Annotated in this window: 14 protein-coding genes; 8 read left to right on the forward strand and 6 right to left on the reverse strand. The window is 45.6% G+C overall.

Translation table 11 applies throughout. The features are described 5' to 3' along the window. Positions 1-863: 863 nt before the first annotated feature. Genes L5M37_RS21610 through L5M37_RS21620 form a run of 3 tightly spaced genes read left to right on the forward strand, consistent with a single transcriptional unit; the run spans position 864 to position 4,110 of the window. Positions 864-1,130: an OadG family protein gene (locus tag L5M37_RS21610; protein WP_263160917.1), complete on the forward strand. Its 267-nt coding sequence runs from the start codon at positions 864-866 to the stop codon at positions 1,128-1,130. An 11-nt stretch (positions 1,131-1,141) separates the two neighbouring features. Beyond that, a complete protein-coding gene (gene oadA, locus L5M37_RS21615) occupies positions 1,142-2,968 on the forward strand; it encodes a sodium-extruding oxaloacetate decarboxylase subunit alpha (RefSeq protein WP_263201814.1) in 1,827 nt (608 codons plus the stop codon). Between the two features lie 8 nt (positions 2,969-2,976). Beyond that, positions 2,977-4,110: a sodium ion-translocating decarboxylase subunit beta gene (locus tag L5M37_RS21620; RefSeq protein WP_263201815.1), complete on the forward strand. Its 1,134-nt coding sequence runs from the start codon at positions 2,977-2,979 to the stop codon at positions 4,108-4,110. Between the two features lie 164 nt (positions 4,111-4,274). Here the strand turns inward: L5M37_RS21620 and L5M37_RS21625 are convergent, their stop codons facing one another. Both L5M37_RS21625 and L5M37_RS21630 read right to left on the reverse strand, forming a co-directional pair. After that, complete coding sequence (locus L5M37_RS21625; protein ID WP_168823570.1) at positions 4,275-4,442, reverse strand: hypothetical protein; 168 nt, start codon at positions 4,440-4,442, stop codon at positions 4,275-4,277. 232 nt (positions 4,443-4,674) lie between these two features. Then, on the reverse strand, positions 4,675-5,928 hold the full coding sequence (locus L5M37_RS21630; RefSeq protein WP_263201816.1) for a dicarboxylate/amino acid:cation symporter: 1,254 nt from the start codon (positions 5,926-5,928) through the stop codon (positions 4,675-4,677). Positions 5,929-6,220: 292 nt separating this feature from the next. Between L5M37_RS21630 and L5M37_RS21635 the strand changes: the two genes are divergently transcribed. From L5M37_RS21635 to L5M37_RS21655, 5 genes are all read left to right on the forward strand, one after another. Then, complete coding sequence (locus L5M37_RS21635) at positions 6,221-6,646, forward strand: YqaA family protein (RefSeq protein WP_263174626.1); 426 nt, start codon at positions 6,221-6,223, stop codon at positions 6,644-6,646. A 180-nt stretch (positions 6,647-6,826) separates the two neighbouring features. Next, positions 6,827-9,679 (forward strand): M16 family metallopeptidase, encoded by a 2,853-nt coding sequence (locus tag L5M37_RS21640; protein WP_263201817.1) that lies wholly within the window; start codon positions 6,827-6,829, stop codon positions 9,677-9,679. A gap of 185 nt (positions 9,680-9,864) precedes the next feature. Beyond that, positions 9,865-11,514 carry a glutamate--cysteine ligase gene (gshA, locus tag L5M37_RS21645; protein ID WP_219252925.1) on the forward strand — a complete coding sequence of 550 codons (1,650 nt, stop codon included), beginning with the start codon at positions 9,865-9,867 and terminating at the stop codon, positions 11,512-11,514. Beyond that, the gene (locus L5M37_RS21650) at positions 11,511-11,975 is read left to right on the forward strand and encodes a hypothetical protein (RefSeq protein ID WP_263185987.1); all 465 of its coding nucleotides are present in this window, start codon (positions 11,511-11,513) and stop codon (positions 11,973-11,975) included. Before gshA ends, L5M37_RS21650 begins: the two co-directional genes overlap by 4 nt. 165 nt (positions 11,976-12,140) lie before the next feature. Beyond that, on the forward strand, positions 12,141-12,758 hold the full coding sequence (locus tag L5M37_RS21655) for a hypothetical protein (protein WP_317630102.1): 618 nt from the start codon (positions 12,141-12,143) through the stop codon (positions 12,756-12,758). Between the two features lie 193 nt (positions 12,759-12,951). On the opposite strand, the gene L5M37_RS21660 is transcribed toward L5M37_RS21655, so the two are convergent. From L5M37_RS21660 to dauA, 4 genes are all read right to left on the reverse strand, one after another. Further along, entirely contained in the window at positions 12,952-14,205 is a 1,254-nt protein-coding gene (locus L5M37_RS21660; RefSeq protein ID WP_106649726.1) for a sensor domain-containing diguanylate cyclase, read from the reverse strand. 163 nt (positions 14,206-14,368) lie between these two features. Then, a complete protein-coding gene (purK, locus tag L5M37_RS21665; RefSeq protein WP_168823556.1) occupies positions 14,369-15,472 on the reverse strand; it encodes a 5-(carboxyamino)imidazole ribonucleotide synthase in 1,104 nt (367 codons plus the stop codon). After that, the gene (gene purE, locus L5M37_RS21670; protein ID WP_168823554.1) at positions 15,472-15,963 is read right to left on the reverse strand and encodes a 5-(carboxyamino)imidazole ribonucleotide mutase; all 492 of its coding nucleotides are present in this window, start codon (positions 15,961-15,963) and stop codon (positions 15,472-15,474) included. The genes purK and purE overlap by 1 nt, the downstream gene beginning before the upstream one ends. Positions 15,964-16,231: 268 nt before the next feature. Beyond that, complete coding sequence (gene dauA, locus L5M37_RS21675) at positions 16,232-17,995, reverse strand: C4-dicarboxylic acid transporter DauA (protein ID WP_173496303.1); 1,764 nt, start codon at positions 17,993-17,995, stop codon at positions 16,232-16,234. Positions 17,996-18,007 lie beyond the last annotated feature (12 nt).

Consider the following 18,007-nt stretch of genomic DNA (forward strand, 5'->3'; position numbering starts at 1 on the left):
CTCACCAACTCACCAACTCACCAACTCACCAACTCACCAACTCACCAACTCACCAACTCACCAACTTACTTGCTATTTCAATTACTGAGTTCCTTGTCGCTCTTAGGCTTCCTCATTTCGTTCTTGCCCTAGTCCTATTGCTTAATCCTGCGCATAACTAAGAGGCTAAGGTTTTCTGAGGTAATACTGTTACGTATCTCTCAAGGTAACTGTTCGATACACAGATCGTATTGTCGGGCACTTCTCGGCGTTGATACCAAGGCGGATACTTGAGTTGTCAAAATGGATGATTTAATTTGTCTAGATTGAACCCATTCCTCTTCTTCAATCAATTCCTTCAAAACGACATGCCTTTCTATATTCATTCAGAATCAAATAGCAGTGACTTGGATTGTGAAATCTGCATACTTTTTCACTTGATTTATTCCTATGCTCGTTGTTTTCAATTTAGGAATCATTTTTTAGCATAAGACATCACTTCAGCTTAAATCCAATATTATGCTTATTTTATTATGGAATATTGAATTAATCACTCGATTTATGAGGATTAATAACTTGTCGCCTGTGGATTTACTTGATATTGGTAAGACCAATTTACACTGATATGGTTTTTTTGTTATCAATTGGTTATGTTCTTAGCAGGTTGAGTTTAGCTGGCTTTCTTGTTGTGTGATTAGTTAGCTTTAAAATGTGATTTTTTATTCGATTCTTTTCTGATTGGTGATTGCTATGTGTCTGTTTACGGAAGAACCATAGTTTATGAGCAGTTCATTTGATGAATTTTGAACTTGTAATGCGATAGCGATGATTTTGGGGCAATCGCGCTGTTGATAGGGATCTAGAGAGTAAGGGGTAGGGGAGATATGGAGGATGTAACGCAATCTTTATTGGATGCCGTTGGCATTATGTTTTTGGGGATGGGCTTAGTTTATTTATTTTTAAGTGTACTAATCCTTGGGATTCATTTGGTTGCGCGTTGGTGTGCAGTCGATACTGCATCTGCACGTTTTGCTAAAAATCATGCTAAAAGTCAGCAGAGGGTAGCGCAATCTGATGCTAAACCGTTAGATCCAAGCTTGGTCGCTGCGATTTCACTAGCGGTAAAGCAGTATCGATCACAGATTAAGTAATGGGGAGCAGTATGACTTTTGTATCTAATTCTACGACAGCAGTGGCTAAGCCATTATTTTTAACTGATGTCGTATTGCGGGACGCACATCAATCCATTTTAGCGACGCGCTTACGCATTGATGACATGTTACCTATAGCGCCGTTACTCGATAAGATTGGTTTCTGGTCATTGGAATCTTGGGGCGGGGCGACTTTTGATGCCTGTATTCGTTATCTTGGTGAAGATCCCTGGGACAGAATTCGTGAGTTGAAAAAGGCAATGCCTGATACGCCGCAGCAAATGCTGCTGCGTGGCCAAAACTTATTAGGTTATCGCCATTATGCCGATGATTTAGTCACGCGTTTTGTCGATCGTGCCCATACCAATGGCGTCGATGTATTTCGTATTTTCGACGCAATGAATGATGTTCGTAATCTCGAAACTGCGGTGAAAGCGGTGCGCCAAGTTGGCGGCCATGCGCAGGGAACGATCTCATACACGACTAGCCCTGTGCATACCATAGAGACTTGGGTTGATATGGCAAAACGTCTCGAAGATATGGGATGTGATTCTTTGTGTATCAAAGATATGGCGGGCTTACTTAAGCCTATGGAAGCGTTTGAGCTTATCAGTCGACTAAAATCCCAAACGCAACTCGTGTTATCTATGCACTGTCATGCGACGACAGGATTAAGTACCGCCACTTATCAGAAAGCCATTGAAGCGGGTATCGATGGGCTCGATACGGCAATTTCGTCAATGAGCCAAACCTATGGACATACTGCTACTGAAACCGTTATCGCTATGGTGGAAGATACTGAGCGTGCGACTGGTTACGATACGGTATTGCTTGAGGAGATTGCCGCTTATTTCCGTGAAGTACGCAAGAAGTACGCTAAGTTTGAAGGCGTGCTGAAAGGCATTGATTCGAGGATCTTACGTGCACAAGTGCCTGGTGGCATGCTGACCAATATGGAGAGCCAACTTAAGGAACAAGGCGCGGCCGATAAGATGGACTTGGTCTTGGAAGAAATTCCCCGCGTGCGTGCTGACTTAGGTTTTTTGCCCTTAGTGACACCTACATCGCAGATTGTCGGCTCGCAGGCGGTCATTAATGTGTTGATGGGGGAGCGTTATAAGTCACTGACTAAAGAGACTGAAGGCGTGCTTAAGGGCGAATATGGCGCGACGCCTGCGCCAGTCAATGCCGCATTGCAAGCGAGAGTCTTACAAGGAGCCGAAGCCATTACATGTCGCCCTGCTGATTTATTAACGCCAGAGCTGGCTAAATTACGGCTTGAGTTAGCTGATAAAGCACAGGAACAAGGCATTCGCCTATCTTCAGAGCATGACGATGATGTGCTGACCTATGCACTTTTCCCACAAATAGGATTGCAGTTCTTAAAGAATCGTGACGATCCGAACGCCTTTGAGCCTAAACCTGAATTGACTTCGGTACTTGCTGCTTCTAATGCTGCGGATCGTGGCCCTGAAACTTACACGGTAACAGTCGAAGGGCAAGAGTACGTAGTTGAAGTCGCCGCAGGCGGTGAGATCTCGCAAATCCAGCCACAGGGACAAAGTGTTCATGCTGTGCAAGCAGTGACTGAGAGTACAACGCCATCAACAAGCCATGGTGAAATCAGGCTTGAAATGAGCGCGCCTTTGTCGGGCAACATCTTCAAAGTGCGTGTTTCTCCAGGCGATAGAGTGTGTGAAGGCGATGTCGTGATCATCCTTGAGGCGATGAAGATGGAAACTGAAATTCGTGCACAGGGCGATGGCATTATCGCTAAGATCTGGGTGAAAGAAGGTGACTCAGTGTCTGTGGGTTCTCAATTACTGGCCTTGGCGTAGGAGTCATTATGGAAGGTTTAATGGCTTTTGGGGCCGAGACGGGAATCGCTCACTTTACTGGCGGGCAAGTGTTGATGATGGCAGTGGGCGCTTTGCTCTTGTATCTCGCCATCGTACGTGGTTTTGAGCCTTTGCTATTGTTGCCCATTGGTTTTGGTGCAGTGCTGGCGAACATTCCCCATGCGGGATTTACCGAAGAAGGCGGTATGCTATATTACGCCTATTATGTGGGGATTGAGACTGGGGTGTTCCCGCTGTTGATCTTTATGGGTGTTGGTGCGCTGACCGACTTTAGCGCCTTGATTGCCAATCCTAAAACTCTGTTATTAGGGGCGGCTGCGCAGTTTGGGATTTTTGCGACACTGATTGGCGCAATAGCGCTGAACTTAGTGCCGGGATTTGAGTTCACCATGAAGGATGCAGCGGCCATTGCGATTATAGGCGGTGCCGATGGACCAACGGCGATTTTCCTTGCCTCAAAACTGGCGCCTGAGTTATTAGGTGCGATTGCGGTCGCGGCCTATTCCTACATGGCGTTAGTCCCTATTATTCAACCGCCGATCATGCGTTTACTGACAACTCAAGCCGAGCGCGAAATTAAAATGGAGCAGCTGCGCGAAGTCAGTAAGAAGGAAAAGATCATTTTCCCTTTGATGGTACTGGGATTAACGATTCTCTTTTTACCTGCGGCTACGCCGTTAGTGGGTATGTTTTGTCTTGGTAACTTGATGCGCGAATCTGGCGTAGTGGATAGATTATCGAAAACGGCGCAGAACGAGCTTATCAATATCGTTACGATTTTCTTAGGTCTAGCTGTCGGTTCTAAGTTATCTGCCGACCAATTCCTGCGACTGGAAACCTTAGGAATTTTGGTATTGGGAGCTTTAGCATTTGGCATTGGTACTGCTGCAGGTGTATTGATGGCAAAACTGATGTGTAAGTTGTCGGGTGGTAAGATTAATCCGTTGATTGGTGCCGCAGGGGTGTCGGCTGTACCTATGGCAGCACGAGTCGTGAACAAAGTTGGATTAGAGGCCAACCAACACAACTTCTTGTTAATGCACGCCATGGGTCCCAATGTGGCGGGAGTGCTAGGTTCTGCTGTGGCTGCGGGGATTTTACTTGCCGTGCTGGGGGGATGACAGATTGGGTTAACTGATTGGGCTTGACTGAGTGGGTAAATTAAGCGGGTTTATCTTCGAATTTATTCTAGTTGTTAACGCTGTTTTATCACTAAGGCCAACTCAGTATTGAGTTGGCTTTTTTGTTAAGTTACTAATTTATAGTATAAATCCTTGGTATTAACCTAAGCTGTTAACCAGAGTAATGCCATAAGGATTAAAATTAGCCCGCCACCTATACCGATAATGTAGATAAAACCTCGTCTGCCTTGTTTTAGCGTGAGTTTGTTGGCTTTTAAAAATAACGCCCAAAACAAACATAGGATCAGCGGGATAAGGAAGAGTCTCGTCATTGTCTGTTCTGCTAAAGTGTGAGTTAGAGTGGTTTTAGAGTCTAACAGCTTGATCTTATTTGAGTAACCTATTTTGCAGTTAATAGAGACTGTCGAAGTCGATTGTGGTCTCTAAAGCCAATAGATTAAAGACTGTTTGCAGGATAATAAAAGAGACCGCCGAAGCGGTCTCTTACTGTGGTCAATGGTACTGATGATTTAGCTTAATACTTTTTATACAGTATTGTTATTGCTACGAACTCACTGGTGTAACGTCTTGATTGTCGTTCGAATAAAACTGCGCTTCATCGAGTTCATTTTCGGATTTACCAATCACAACAGCAGTCATCATATCGCCCGTCACGTTAGTTGCTGTGCGGATCATATCGATAATACGGTCAATCGCGGCGATAAAGGCAATGCCTTCAAGTGGCAGACCAATCACACCTAAGGTGACAGTTAACATCACCATCGCACTTCCTGGTACGCCAGCGGTACCAACAGAAGCCACTGTTGCAGTCACGGCGATCATCACATAGTCCAGTGTGTCGAGCGGAATATTGTAAATTTGAGCGATGAAGATAGCGGCTATCGCAGGGTAAATACCCCCACAGCCGTCCATGTTCATGGTCGCACCTAATGGCATCACAAAGGCACTATAACGCTTTGATACGCCCATGGTTTCGACTGCGCGAGTACTCGCAGGTAAAGTACCAAAACTTGAGGAAGTACTAAATGCGACTAACTGTGCTGGCATAGCTTTACGGAAAAATTGCAGTGGGCTTAAACCACCAACAAACTTCACTAACCCGCCATAAACGAAGATGATGTGGATAAAGGCGGCAATGTAGATAGCCCCGATAAACTTACCTAAAGGCAGTAAGGTTGATAAACCATATTCACCTACAACCCATGCCATTAAACCAAACACACCGATAGGGGTTAGTTTTAGGACCATGCGAGTCAGTTGGAACATGACTTCAGCACCTGCTTCAATGGTGCGTTTTAATGGCTCTGCTTTCTCGCCGACTTTATTGATAGCGATACCCACCAAAGCTGCAAACACGATAATTTGCAGTACATTGCCTTCAGCGAGTGAAGCAAAAGGATTGACAGGGATCATGTCGAGCAACACTTGTGCGAAACCGGGAATATTACGCTCGCGCACTTCAGTCGTTGTGAGTTGCATGGTGCCACCCATGTCGATCATTGAGCCTACAGCTAAGCCGATCAGAGAGGCGATTGTGCCTGTCAGCATGAACATACCCAAAGTTTTCAAGCTTAGGCGTTTCAGGCTGGTTTGCGAGTTGAGTGATGTGATACTCACGACAATGGCACAAAATACCAAAGGTGCGACCAACATCTTAATGGCCCCAATGAACAGATCACCTAATGGTTTTAGCACTGTGGCGCTTTCACCTAAAATAACGCCAACGAGCGCACCTAAGATAAAGCCTGCTAAGACTTTTTGCCAAAACGGAATGCGGCTAATGGTTTGAAGGATCATGCATATTCCAGAAAAATAAATTAAGAGTGAGCCAATAGGCCTGCGATGATAGGATTCGTATTTAACGAGTTGAGCGTGATGTTAACGCGCTCTCAGTCATGCGCATGGTTATTGCCTGCCATAGTTAACCTATTGTATCGACAGAGCTAGGGTTATAACAAACCGTTTTTCTTATAACTTATTGTGATAAGTGAGTTTGTTGTAAAAAGATTAAGTGAAACATTCAATTAACCCATGGCAAACCTCATCGCATTGAATACAAAAAGAGAGATTTATCATTGAGTAAGCCATTATGACTGAGTTAGGTATTATGTTCTCCGGCGCTTTTTTAGCGGCCACTTTGTTACCGGGGGGATCTGAAGTCTTACTCGTGGCGTTATTAAACAAAACTCCAGAGGCTTGGGTTGCGCTGGTCGTGGTGGCCAGTATTGGTAACACCTTGGGCGCGATGACCAGTTTCTATTTAGGCCGCTTAGGTCGCCTCGCAAAATCACCAGAAGCGTTAGCGAAAGGTAAACACGCAAAGGGGCTCGCCTTGATTGAACGCTACGGCGTATGGGCGTTGTTACTCTCATGGGCACCAGTTGTCGGCGATATTCTCTGTTTATTGGCGGGTTGGTTGAGGCTACCGCTAATACCCTCTTTGGTGATGATTTTAATTGGTAAAACAATTCGTTACTTAATTATTGCCGCTGCCGTGCTGCAATGGATGGCATGATGGCGCTAGGATGCATTTAGTGGTCAAGGGCGGGGAGTGTTTTTCCGTTTAGACTGAATTTACTGTATAGATAGGAACTTAGTGTCAATTTTGCGAGTCATAAATCCCAATGCTTAATCATTTAAGCGCACTATGACGCTACGCAGCACTTTAGCTATAACACTTTATTTTGGCCCATTGATGTATGAGGGGAATGTTTTGAAGAAATGGATATTAGCGGTCGCAATTTCTGCCGCACTTGCGGGTTGTGCATCTGAAACGACTACGGCGAACTTGCCCGCAGGCGTTAAACTTATCGAAAATGTGCAATTGGCCGATTCGCAAGTAGGGATCCCCTACAAAAAGTACCAATTAGCCAATGGGTTAACGGTTATTTTACATCAAGATGATTCAGATCCCTTAGTGCATGTCGACGTCACTTATCATGTGGGCTCTGCTCGCGAATTAGCTGGGCGTTCGGGATTTGCGCATTTATTTGAACACATGATGTTCCAAGGCTCGCAGCATGTTGCCGATGAACAGCATTTTGAAGTGGTTACCGAAGCCGGTGGTACCCTAAATGGCACGACCAATACCGACAGAACCAATTACTTTGAGACAGTACCCAACAATCAATTAGAAAAAATGTTGTGGCTTGAGTCGGACCGTATGGGCTTTTTGTTGCCCGCACTCACTAGTGAAAAATTTGAAGTGCAGCGCGAAACCGTCAAAAACGAGCGCGCACAACGTATCGATAATCAGCCCTATGGCCGCATGAGTGAGCGTTTTAGCCAAGCTATGTACCCTGTCGGTCATCCTTATTCTTGGCCTGTAATTGGCTGGCCGGACGATCTTAATCGCGCCACGGTTGACGATGTTAAACACTTTTTCCAACGTTGGTATGGTCCTAACAATGCGACCTTGACCATAGGTGGCGATTTCGATGAAATGCAAACCTTAGCTTGGGTCAATAAATATTTTGGTGAAATCCCCCGCGGTCCTGAAGTCTCGTTAGAGCAAAAGGCGCTGGTTAACTTAGACAAGACGCGTTACCTCTCCATGGAAGATCAAGTGCACTTGCCTTTGATCCGTATTGGTTTTCCAACCGTATACGCTAGACATTCAGATGAGGCCGCGCTCGATCTGTTAGCTAATATTTTAGGTGGTGGTAAAACATCCTTATTATATAAAAACTTGGTTAAGGACGGTTATGCCGTGCAGGCTAATGTGAGTCATCCTTGTCAAGAGCTTGCGTGTCAGATGTCGATTTATGCTTTAGCCAATCCTGAAAAGGGCGGCAAATTGGCGGATCTGGAGCAACGTATCCTCGACTCGATTAAGGAGTTTGAGCAACGTGGCGTTACCGATGACGATCTGCAAAAAGTCAAAGTGCAGTTTGAGGCTGATACCATTTATAGCCTGCAGAGTGTTTCTGGCAAAGTGTCGACCTTAGCGATGAACCAAACGCTGTCGGGCAATCCGAACATGATTGCCTCAGATCTGAATCGTTATGCCAATGTGACCAAAGACGATGTGATGCGCGTGTTTAAGCAATACATTAAAGATAAACCTATGGTGGTTATGAGTGTGGTGCCGCAGGGAATGACGTCACTTATTGCTCATGCGGATAACTTCACGCCAGCAACGTTGCCGATTGCACACTCTGCGGTAGAGGGGGATTTGCCCAAGCCTGAACTTGTTTCAAGTTTTGATCGGACTAAGATGCCTGCATCTGGCGTTGCACCTATGCTCAAAGTACCTAAAATTTGGACAAAAACCTTAGCCAATGGCATCGAAGTCATGGGCACTCAAAGTACAGAAACGCCAACAGTTGAGTTAATTGTTTATCTCAATGGTGGCCACAGACTCATACCCGTCGAAAAAGCAGGCTTAGCAACGCTGACTGCGGAAATGCTTAATGAATCGAGCCAGAAGCGCAGCAGTGAAGCACTATCACAAGCCTTAGAAATGCTAGGTAGTAGTGTCGACTTTAGTGCGTCTGAATATCAAAGTTCGATCAAAGTATCAGCTCTGACAGCACATTTAGATGAGACGCTGGCGATTATGGAAGAAAAGCTGTTTCAACCAGCATTCAGCGAAGCTGACTTTGCGCGAGTGAAACAGCAGCAATTACAACAGATCCAGCATATGCAGTCCGATCCTAGCTATCTGGCTGATACGGCGTTGTCGTCTTTGTTATACGGTAAAGACAATGCGTTAGGTGTGAATGATCTCGGCACGCTCGATTCTGTCGCGGCGCTTACGTTAGCCGATGTAAAAGCGTTTTATGCCCAGCAGTATCAAGGCGGCAACGCTAAAATTGTCACTGTTGCTAATTTATCTGAATCTGCATTGCTGCCTAAATTAGCGGGATTAAACCAGTGGAAAGGAGAAGCAGCTGTGGTACCGCCACTTAAGCCACTCCCTGCATTAAAAGGCGGCACAATTTATGTGATTGATAAACCTGGTGCGGCGCAATCGGTAATCAATATTGCCAAGCGCGCATTACCCTACGATGCCACAGGCGATTATTTTAAATCTTATCTGATGAATTATCCGTTAGGCGGCGCATTCAATAGCCGTATCAACCTAAATTTACGTGAGGATAAAGGTTATACCTATGGTGCTCGCACTCGTTTTACAGGCGGTGCTGAAGTGGGCGATTTTGTCGCATCAAGTAACGTTCGCAGTGACGTGACGGCGAAAGCACTCATTGAGTTTGTAAAAGAAATCAGTGCTTATCAGCAGCAGGGCATGACGGATACTGAACTTGCCTTTATGCGTAATTCAGTCTCTCAAGGGCAAGCTCTTGATTATGAAACACCGTATCAAAAAGCGGGCTTTATGCGGATGATCCAACGTTACCAATTGAGTCAAGATTTTACGACTCAACAGGACAAGATCATTAATACTGTAACAAAAGATGAACTCAATGCCCTCGCGGCTTCCGAGCTAGATATCAATAAAATGGTGATTCTGGTGGTGGGAGATAAAGCGACAATTGAAGCTGATTTAGCGGTATTGGGCTATCCAATTGAAACTTTAGTATTGTAAATTAGTATTTCGCCCTTATATAGGTAGATAGACGGGTGCATTAGTTAACGACTATTTGCCCCATATTTACCGGATTTACATCGAAAGACGGTGACAGCATTAGCTGTCACCGTCTGCTTTTAATCATACAAGGTGTGAATTTGGCTTGCCCCACAGACAGGTTTAGATTTATTTTGAGGCATATTTTGCAAGATAAGCCTCAAAATAAAGGTCTGACTGTTAACCTTGTCGCGATAGCGAATCACCAATTAGAGAAGCGCAAATTGAAGTCATTCAATGAATTAGTACAACATCTCTCGGACGCCAATGGGCGCACCGCACTCTTGGGTATGTTACGTGGCATAGAACGTGAGGCGTTGCGGATTGATGAGTTTGGTTATCTCGCTACAGACTCGCATCCCGAAGCCTTAGGCTCGGCGTTAATGCATTCACGTATTACGACGGATTACAGTGAAGCCTTGCTCGAGTTTATTACGCCAGTAAATCACAATGTTGAGCAACTTCTCACTGGGTTAACTGAGACTCATGCCTTCAGCGTGCGCCACTTAAATGGTCAGCGTTTGTGGCCCGTGAGCATGCCTTGCTATGTGAAAGATGAGCAACAGATCCCCGTTGCCCGCTATGGCTCATCGAATACTGGCATGATGAAAACCTTGTATCGTAAGGGCTTAACCTATCGTTATGGTGCCCTGATGCAGATCATCTCTGGGGTGCACTTTAACTTTTCGGTATCGCAAGAATTATGGCAAAGCCTGTATGAGTTAAGTGATAAAGAGTTAACTTACGATGATTTTATTTCAGAATCCTATTTCGGCTTGATCCGTAACTATCGCCGTTTAGTGTGGGTACTACCTTATTTATTTGGTGCCTCGCCAGCGTTATGTAGCTCCTTTATTAAAGATCAAAAAACCGACCTCAAGTTTGAAAAAACGGGCCACGGAACTCTGTATCTGCCCTATGCCACTTCGTTGCGTATGAGTGATTTAGGCTACACCAACAAAGAGCAAGAAGATCTAAATATCAGCTATAACTCTTTGCCTGAGTATCTGGCTGGCGTGAATGCTGCCACTAAAATGCCTTCAGCAAACTTTGCTAATATCGGCGTTAAAGTCGATGGTGAGTATCGTCAACTTAATGCCAATGTATTGCAGATTGAAAACGAGTTCTACTCGCCAATCCGTGCGAAACGGGTCACACGTAGTGGCGAGAAACCGTCTGAAGCTTTGGCCCGTGCTGGGGTGGAATACATTGAAGTGAGAGCGTTGGATGTTAATCCATTTAGCCCGGTTGGCATTGAGGCGACACAAGTGCGTTTCCTCGATTTATTCCTACTCTATTGTTTATTAACGCAGTCGCCTAAGTCTGAGGCGAGCGAAGAGGCGAGATTAAGCGCAAATCTTAAAGCTGTGGTGCTTGAAGGCCGTAAACCTGGGCTTGAGTTATTAACCGCAGACGGTTCACGTTCGCTTAAATCTTGGTTAGAAGAGTTGTTTGATGCTTTGCAACCTTTGGCAGTATTGCTCGATGGTGAGGGGACGGATTATCAAGTGGCTTTGGCCCATTGGCGTAAAGCGGCTGAAGATCCGAATTTAACCCTGTCGGGACAAGTACTGCAAAACGTGATCAACAAGGGCCAAGATCATGGTCAGTGGGTAATGACGTTAGCGCAGCAATACTATCAATACTTTATCGATTATCCCTTGTCGAGTGAGACCATAGCGCAGTATCAAGCTGAAGCATCCAGTTCGCTTAACAAGCAAGCTGAACTAGAGGCGGCGCAGAGTGCAGTTTCATTCGATGATTATCTGGAAGATTACTTTGGAGTGAAGTTGTGAAAGAGGGGTTATTCTCTTTCACTGGCCTACGTGCCCGCGCAGCTTTGATTGGGTTCAGTGCCTTGTTATCTGGCTGCGCCGCGTCACCTGAAGACCCACTGGGCTGTGGTACTGTGTCGGGTTATTTGCAGCCCGATACCAGTACTCACTGGTATCGAGTGGTGGTGACCCATTTAAACGGGCAGGCAGTCGTTTCTAAGCCTAATTATCAGTTAGCGCCTGGCGAATATGAATTTACCGTTGCGGAGCTGATTGATGATCCAAGTTTGTCAGTCACGCTTGCCGCGCGGACACCCAAAGTATTCAAGCTCAATGTTGAAAGTCATCAGCGTTATCATATCGGTGCGTTATTTCACACCGATAAGCGCTATATGGGTAAAGACACTGCGTATTGGGAACCCGGCGTGTGGCAGCAAGAAGATCATGAGTGTCAGTTTGAGCTGAGTCCCGAAACGAAATAGCCAAATTGTTAAGTTCAAGTGGTAAGCCAGCAACATACGATTAAGTCATATTGATTTAGCCCCTAGCGCTGAGATCTTCTAAGCGCAAAAAGGCTTTTTATGCTTGCCTCAGCCTGAGTCTATGACATCATGGCGCGAGCTAACTCTCCAAAGAACATGATATTAATGAATAAGTCCTCCGCTATCTTACTCTGCGCAAGTCTCGGCATCTTGTCAGGTTGCGCGACATCTCCGCCTAAGTCTCCCGAAAATTTGTGTGAGATATTTCAAGAACACCGAGATTGGTACGATGCCGCTAAAGATGTCCGTAATAAATGGGGTGTGCCAGTGCATGTGCCGTTAGCTATGATGTATCAAGAGAGTTCATTCAAGCACAACGCCGCGCCACCGATGGAATACTTTTTAGGTTTTATCCCTATTGGCCGTGCCAGCGATGCCTATGGTTATGCGCAGGCTAAGACCATGACGTGGGATGATTATGTGCGTGAGACGGGAAACAGTTGGTCGAGCCGCAGTGATTTCGATGATGCCTTGGATTTTATGGGCTGGTTTATTAGCAAAACCCATAAGATAAATGGCGTATCTAAATGGGATGCGCGGGCGCAGTATCTTAATTATCACGAAGGCTGGGGCGGTTATCGCCGTGGCAGTTATAAATCTAAGGCGTGGTTAGTGAAAGTGGCGAACAAGGTGGATGCGAGGTCGAAACGCTACGCGGCTCAATATAAAACCTGCCAAGAAGATTTAGATTCATCTTGGCTGTGGCGTTTATTTTTTGGTTAAGATTACGTTTTTATATCATTGTCAGCCACTTAAGTGATAATGGCTGACTGTCGGTGTTCAATTTAGATATTTAATCGAGATAGCTAATCGAGATAGTAAACTCAAATCTTAAACTCAGATATTCAACTCCGACGCTTACTGATTGTTGATATTAGCCTTTTGACATCGGCTGCAGCAACTGACTTCAATTGATTTATTGCGCTTTCACTGCGAAGGTTTCTAATGCCTGAATGGCTTTTTTCTTCGCACGCTTTTGCTCATACATAGCATGATCTGCAGTCTTAAAGGATTGATACCAATCGGCTTCGAAGGGGGCAATACCAAAACTAAAACCTAGGCTAAGCTCTGAACCTTGATTCAAGGTTTTGCGCATATCATCTAAGTCCTGTTCAATTTGAGCTAACGGCCCATGGCATAAAGCGACAAACTCATCGCCACCAAAACGGGAAATAATGCCTTTATTTTGCCAATAGGTGAGCATGGCGGTGGCTGTTCGCTTGATGGCAACATCACCCATCTGGTGCCCATAGGCATCATTAATGGACTTGAGATTGTCCATATCGATAATAATTAAAAAACTGCCTAAGTGAGGTTTGTGCTGCCAGTGGTGCAGTTCATCTTCAAAATTCTTTCGATTATAAAGTCCTGTTAATGGATCAAAATTGGCGAGTTTAGTGATCTGCAGTGACTTCTGATAGAGCGCAATGGCATTGCTAGCTTCGTGAGTTAGGATAGAGACAAGATTGCGGTCGTAATCGCTAAAGGCGCCAAGGCTACTGCTATCGAGATTGAGCATGGCATACAGTTTGCCATCAATACGAATAGGGCTAGACAGGGTTGAGCGTATCGGCTGCTTCGACACTGAGAGTAACACTTTTTGATCATCTTCCGTTAAGGTGCTAGCCGCATTGATATTCTTCATATCATTGATGACCACCACTTGATCGCATCTCCCTTCAGTGAGTCGATATTCAAAAGTTTGCTCTAAGGTAAAATCCAGTTGTCTGAGCTTTGCTAAATCGAGCCCCACGACAGATTCAAAATACAGTTTATTATTCACCTCGTTGATTTTAATGATGCTGCCCATTTCGGCACCATTAATCACGTACACGGCTTTATTGAGTAAGGCGTCCAGAAAGGCATGCTCATTTTTATAATGGCTCGAGAGATGGGCGAGTTCATAGATGGCATCGTTGATGGTGACGACTTGCTCTAAATGCTGCCATAGTCGAGTTAAACGACCCTGATGCAAATAGTAAATTAGGCTGTAGGCAAAAATATAAATGATGCAAACAAACAGTAAGGGCAGGATAGTCCAATTTTCTGTGGGTGCATTAAAGATAAACAGCAGGATGAATAGACATATCGGCACTATAAGCAGTAGCAGATGATAGCGATAATCTAAGCGATCTATGGTCTTACGTTTGAAATTATCCCTTAATTTCACTCGACTATTCCTTTATCTGTGTCATTGCTAGTAATCATTGAATGCTATACATCACTAACGTATTCACACTGAGTTCAGTTAAGTATATAACGAAAATTGAAATATAAACTGATATGAAACTGTGAACAATTTCATATCAGTGATTTTGGTACTAAATACTGAATTAACGCGAATTTTCTGCGTATTCGGCCAATATCCAAGCTAATGGTGCTTGGTATTGGATTGGCATCCAAGTTTGCAGTGCGGCTATGCTCTGGTTGAGCACAGTTTGATTTGGCACTGATAGGTTTAAATGTCCGACTTTACGACCCGGGCGAACTTCTTTGTTGTACCAGTACAACTCAGCATTGGGCAAACTTAACCAGCGAGGGTCATTATCGATACCGATAAGGTTGACCATAACACACTGAAAATTCACTTGTGGCTGTGGGATCGCAATTCCGCAAAGTGCTCTAAGATGCAGCTGGAATTGATCCATATGGGTTCCGGCTTGAGTCCAATGGCCAGAGTTGTGCACTCGCGGCGCCAGCTCATTCACCAATAACTCATCACCAACACGGAAGCATTCCATCGCCATCACGCCAACGTATTCAAGCTCGTGCATAATGGCGCTGAGCATAGCTTCGGCTTGGGCTTGCAAAGGGCTTAAGCGTGCCAGTGGCGAAATCGACGCCATTAAAATGCCGTCCTGATGCAAGTTCAGCGTCAGCGGATAAAACACACATTCGCCTTTGCGAGTACGCACGCCAACCAATGATACTTCTTCATCAAAATTAATCGCTTGCTCAGCAATCGCAAGGTTACGCCAATCGTTTGGAATATCACCCGCTTCGGCTTCTTTTAGCCAATGTTGACCTTTACCGTCATAACCCCCAGTACGGCGTTTCATCAAGACTCTAGGACCATAGTGCTGATACAGGGTATCGACTTGGGTGTTATCGTCGACCAAGGTCCAAGGCGCTGTGGGAACACTGAGCTGGTCGAGTAGACTTTTTTGGCTAAAACGGTCGGCTAAACGGCTAAATACCGGACCATTAACAAAATGGGGGTGTGAGCTGAGTTGTAAACTCAGGGCGGACTCTGGCCACTGTTCGCGCTCGGCGGTAATAATGTCGTGGGGCGCGAGTGGTAGAATGTCATCCGTAGGCGTCATGATATCGACGGCGTTAACTTCAATCGCTAATGGCTCACCAGCGTGGGTCAACATGGCGCCCAGCTGACCATTACCTAATACCCAAACCTTAGGTTTAGTGTTTGTCTGGGTCATTAGACTTCCCTCGGGTCTGGATTGTCCAGTACCGCACGGGTCTGTTCTTCTCTGAAAGCGTCAACACGAGCCGCTAATTCTGTATCGTTATTCGCAAGGATTTGGCAGGCCAATAATCCCGCATTGAATGCGCCCGCTGTACCTATGGCTAAGGTGCCGACGGCGATGCCTTTTGGCATTTGAACGATAGACAATAAGCTATCCATACCTGACAGGGCTTTACTTTGGACTGGTACACCTAATACGGGTAAGCGAGTTTTAGAGGCAATCATACCGGGTAAGTGCGCTGCACCACCGGCGCCACCAATGATGATTTTAAAACCACGTTCGGCGGCAGAGGCTGCAAACTCCATGAGTTTATCTGGCGTTCTATGGGCGGAAACCACTTCAACATGATAAGGCACTTGCAGTTTATCCATTATCTCAGCGGCGGCTTCCATCGTGGGCCAATCACTTTTAGAACCCATAACAACAGCAACAAGGGCTTGCATGATAACTCCTTAACTCACTAATTTTAATTATATTTTGACCTTGTTTCAGGTCTAGGTACAGTTGATGCTTGTCTAGCCGTCATCGGTAGCTAGCATCATGGCGCTGAATAATACCATGATCCTAACGATTTCTGCCCGTTTTTGCGTGTGAAAAAACGTCTTTCGCGGCGATGAATAGGTGAGGTGATGGAGCTATAAAAAAGACCAACACTGAGGTTGGCCTTTGAGATAAGTCAGCAACATTAAGCCCTGAGATCGTGCTACTGGTTTACTGTGTCTGCTTATCCGCAGTGATTTCAGTTTGCTGAGTGATAACTGGCGCTTCTGTCATGGCTTCACGTAGGGTCGAGTAAAACTTCAACACACCTTCAATTGGCTGGATCTTCGCTCTCGCCAGCGTTCGGATGGGCTGGAACTGCAGATCGGCGATAATGAGCTTAGTCTTATTCGCTTTGCATTTTTCAATCAGCTTCGTCAGTGCGGCTAATCCTCCCGCATCCAGAATAGATACTCCATCGAGATAAAGCACTATCACTTGTTTATCTTCAGTGAGACTCGCGATTTCGGAGAAAATGCGGTCAGCAGCAGCGAAGAATAGCGGCCCGTTAATTTTAAGGACAGCCCAATCGGCAGGTAGCTCTTGATCCACATAACGCTTGTTGGTGCTGATATCGTAAAGCTTTGTCATCTCGGCAATTTCTTTCATAAACAGCAAGGCAGCAAGGATAATTCCAACACTGATGGCGATCACCATGTCGAAAATAACCGTTAATGAAAAACAACTGACAAAAACCATGATATCGCTGGTGGGCGCAGTTTTAATTAAATGTAGTGCCTTGTGGGCTTCACTCATGTTCCAAGCCACAACAAGTAGCAGGGCTGCCATGGCTGACATGGGCAAATAAGCTAATACGCCCGCTAAGGCAACTAAACCAATTAAGACTACTATGGCGTGGATCATGGCCGCTATCGGGCTCTGAGCGCCCGCTTTGACGTTTGCCGCGCTACGGGCAATTGCTGCCGTTGCCGGAATACCACCAAAAAACGGCGTGATGATATTACCTATACCTTGCCCTAGTAATTCACTGTTGGCACTGTGACGTTTACCTGTCATGCCATCGAGCACCACTGCACAAAGTAGCGATTCAATTGCGCCTAACATGGCAATGGCAAAGGCTGCAGGTAATAAGGCTTGAAAGGTCGCGAGATTAAACTGAAAGGCTTGGCCATTCGCGCCAGCTTGCAGCCAAGGCCATTCGAAACTGGGTAATACGGCAGGAATTCCCATGCCTGTGGTGCCATCACTCAGTTGATAGTGAAAACGGGTTCCTATGGTTTCTATATCTGCACCCATGGCATTGAGAACCAAGGCGAACATAGTGCCGAGTATGATTGCCGGAAGGTGCGCTGGCACGGGTGTTTTGAGTTTTGGCCAAAGTAGCATAGTCGCTAAGGTCGCGGATGCTACCAGTAGGCTAGGTAAATGCACCGAGGGTAGCGCTTGAGCTAATGTCATCAACTTAGCCAGATATTGCTCTGGCATCTGGGCTATCTCGAGTCCGAAAAAATCTTTGAGCTGCAAGGTAGCGATGACGACACCTATCCCCGCGGTAAAGCCTAAGGTGACAGATTCAGGGATATACAAAATTAATCGGCCAAGTCGCAGCATTGCCATGCCGACGAGTATCATTCCGGACATCACAGTCGCGATTAATAATCCTGCTAAACCAAATTGTTGGGCTATTGGATAGAGCAATACTACGAATGCCGCTGTCGGGCCTGACACGCTATAACGTGAGCCGCCAGATATGGCGATAATAAAACCGCCGACAATCGCAGTGTATAAACCGTATTGAGGTGCAACTCCACTGGCAATGGCTAATGCCATTGCTAACGGAATGGCAATAATGCCGACAGTGAGACCTGCAAGAAGATCTTGCCCAAAACGTTTAAACGAATACTTATCCTTCACGCAAGCTTCTGTGAGTGCGTGGGCGATTCTTAGGGAAAACAAATGAGCTGAGTGTGACACGAGTGGGTCCCA

This window comes from Shewanella sp. SM69, assembly GCF_025653985.1.
GTDB lineage: Bacteria > Pseudomonadota > Gammaproteobacteria > Enterobacterales > Shewanellaceae > Shewanella > Shewanella oncorhynchi.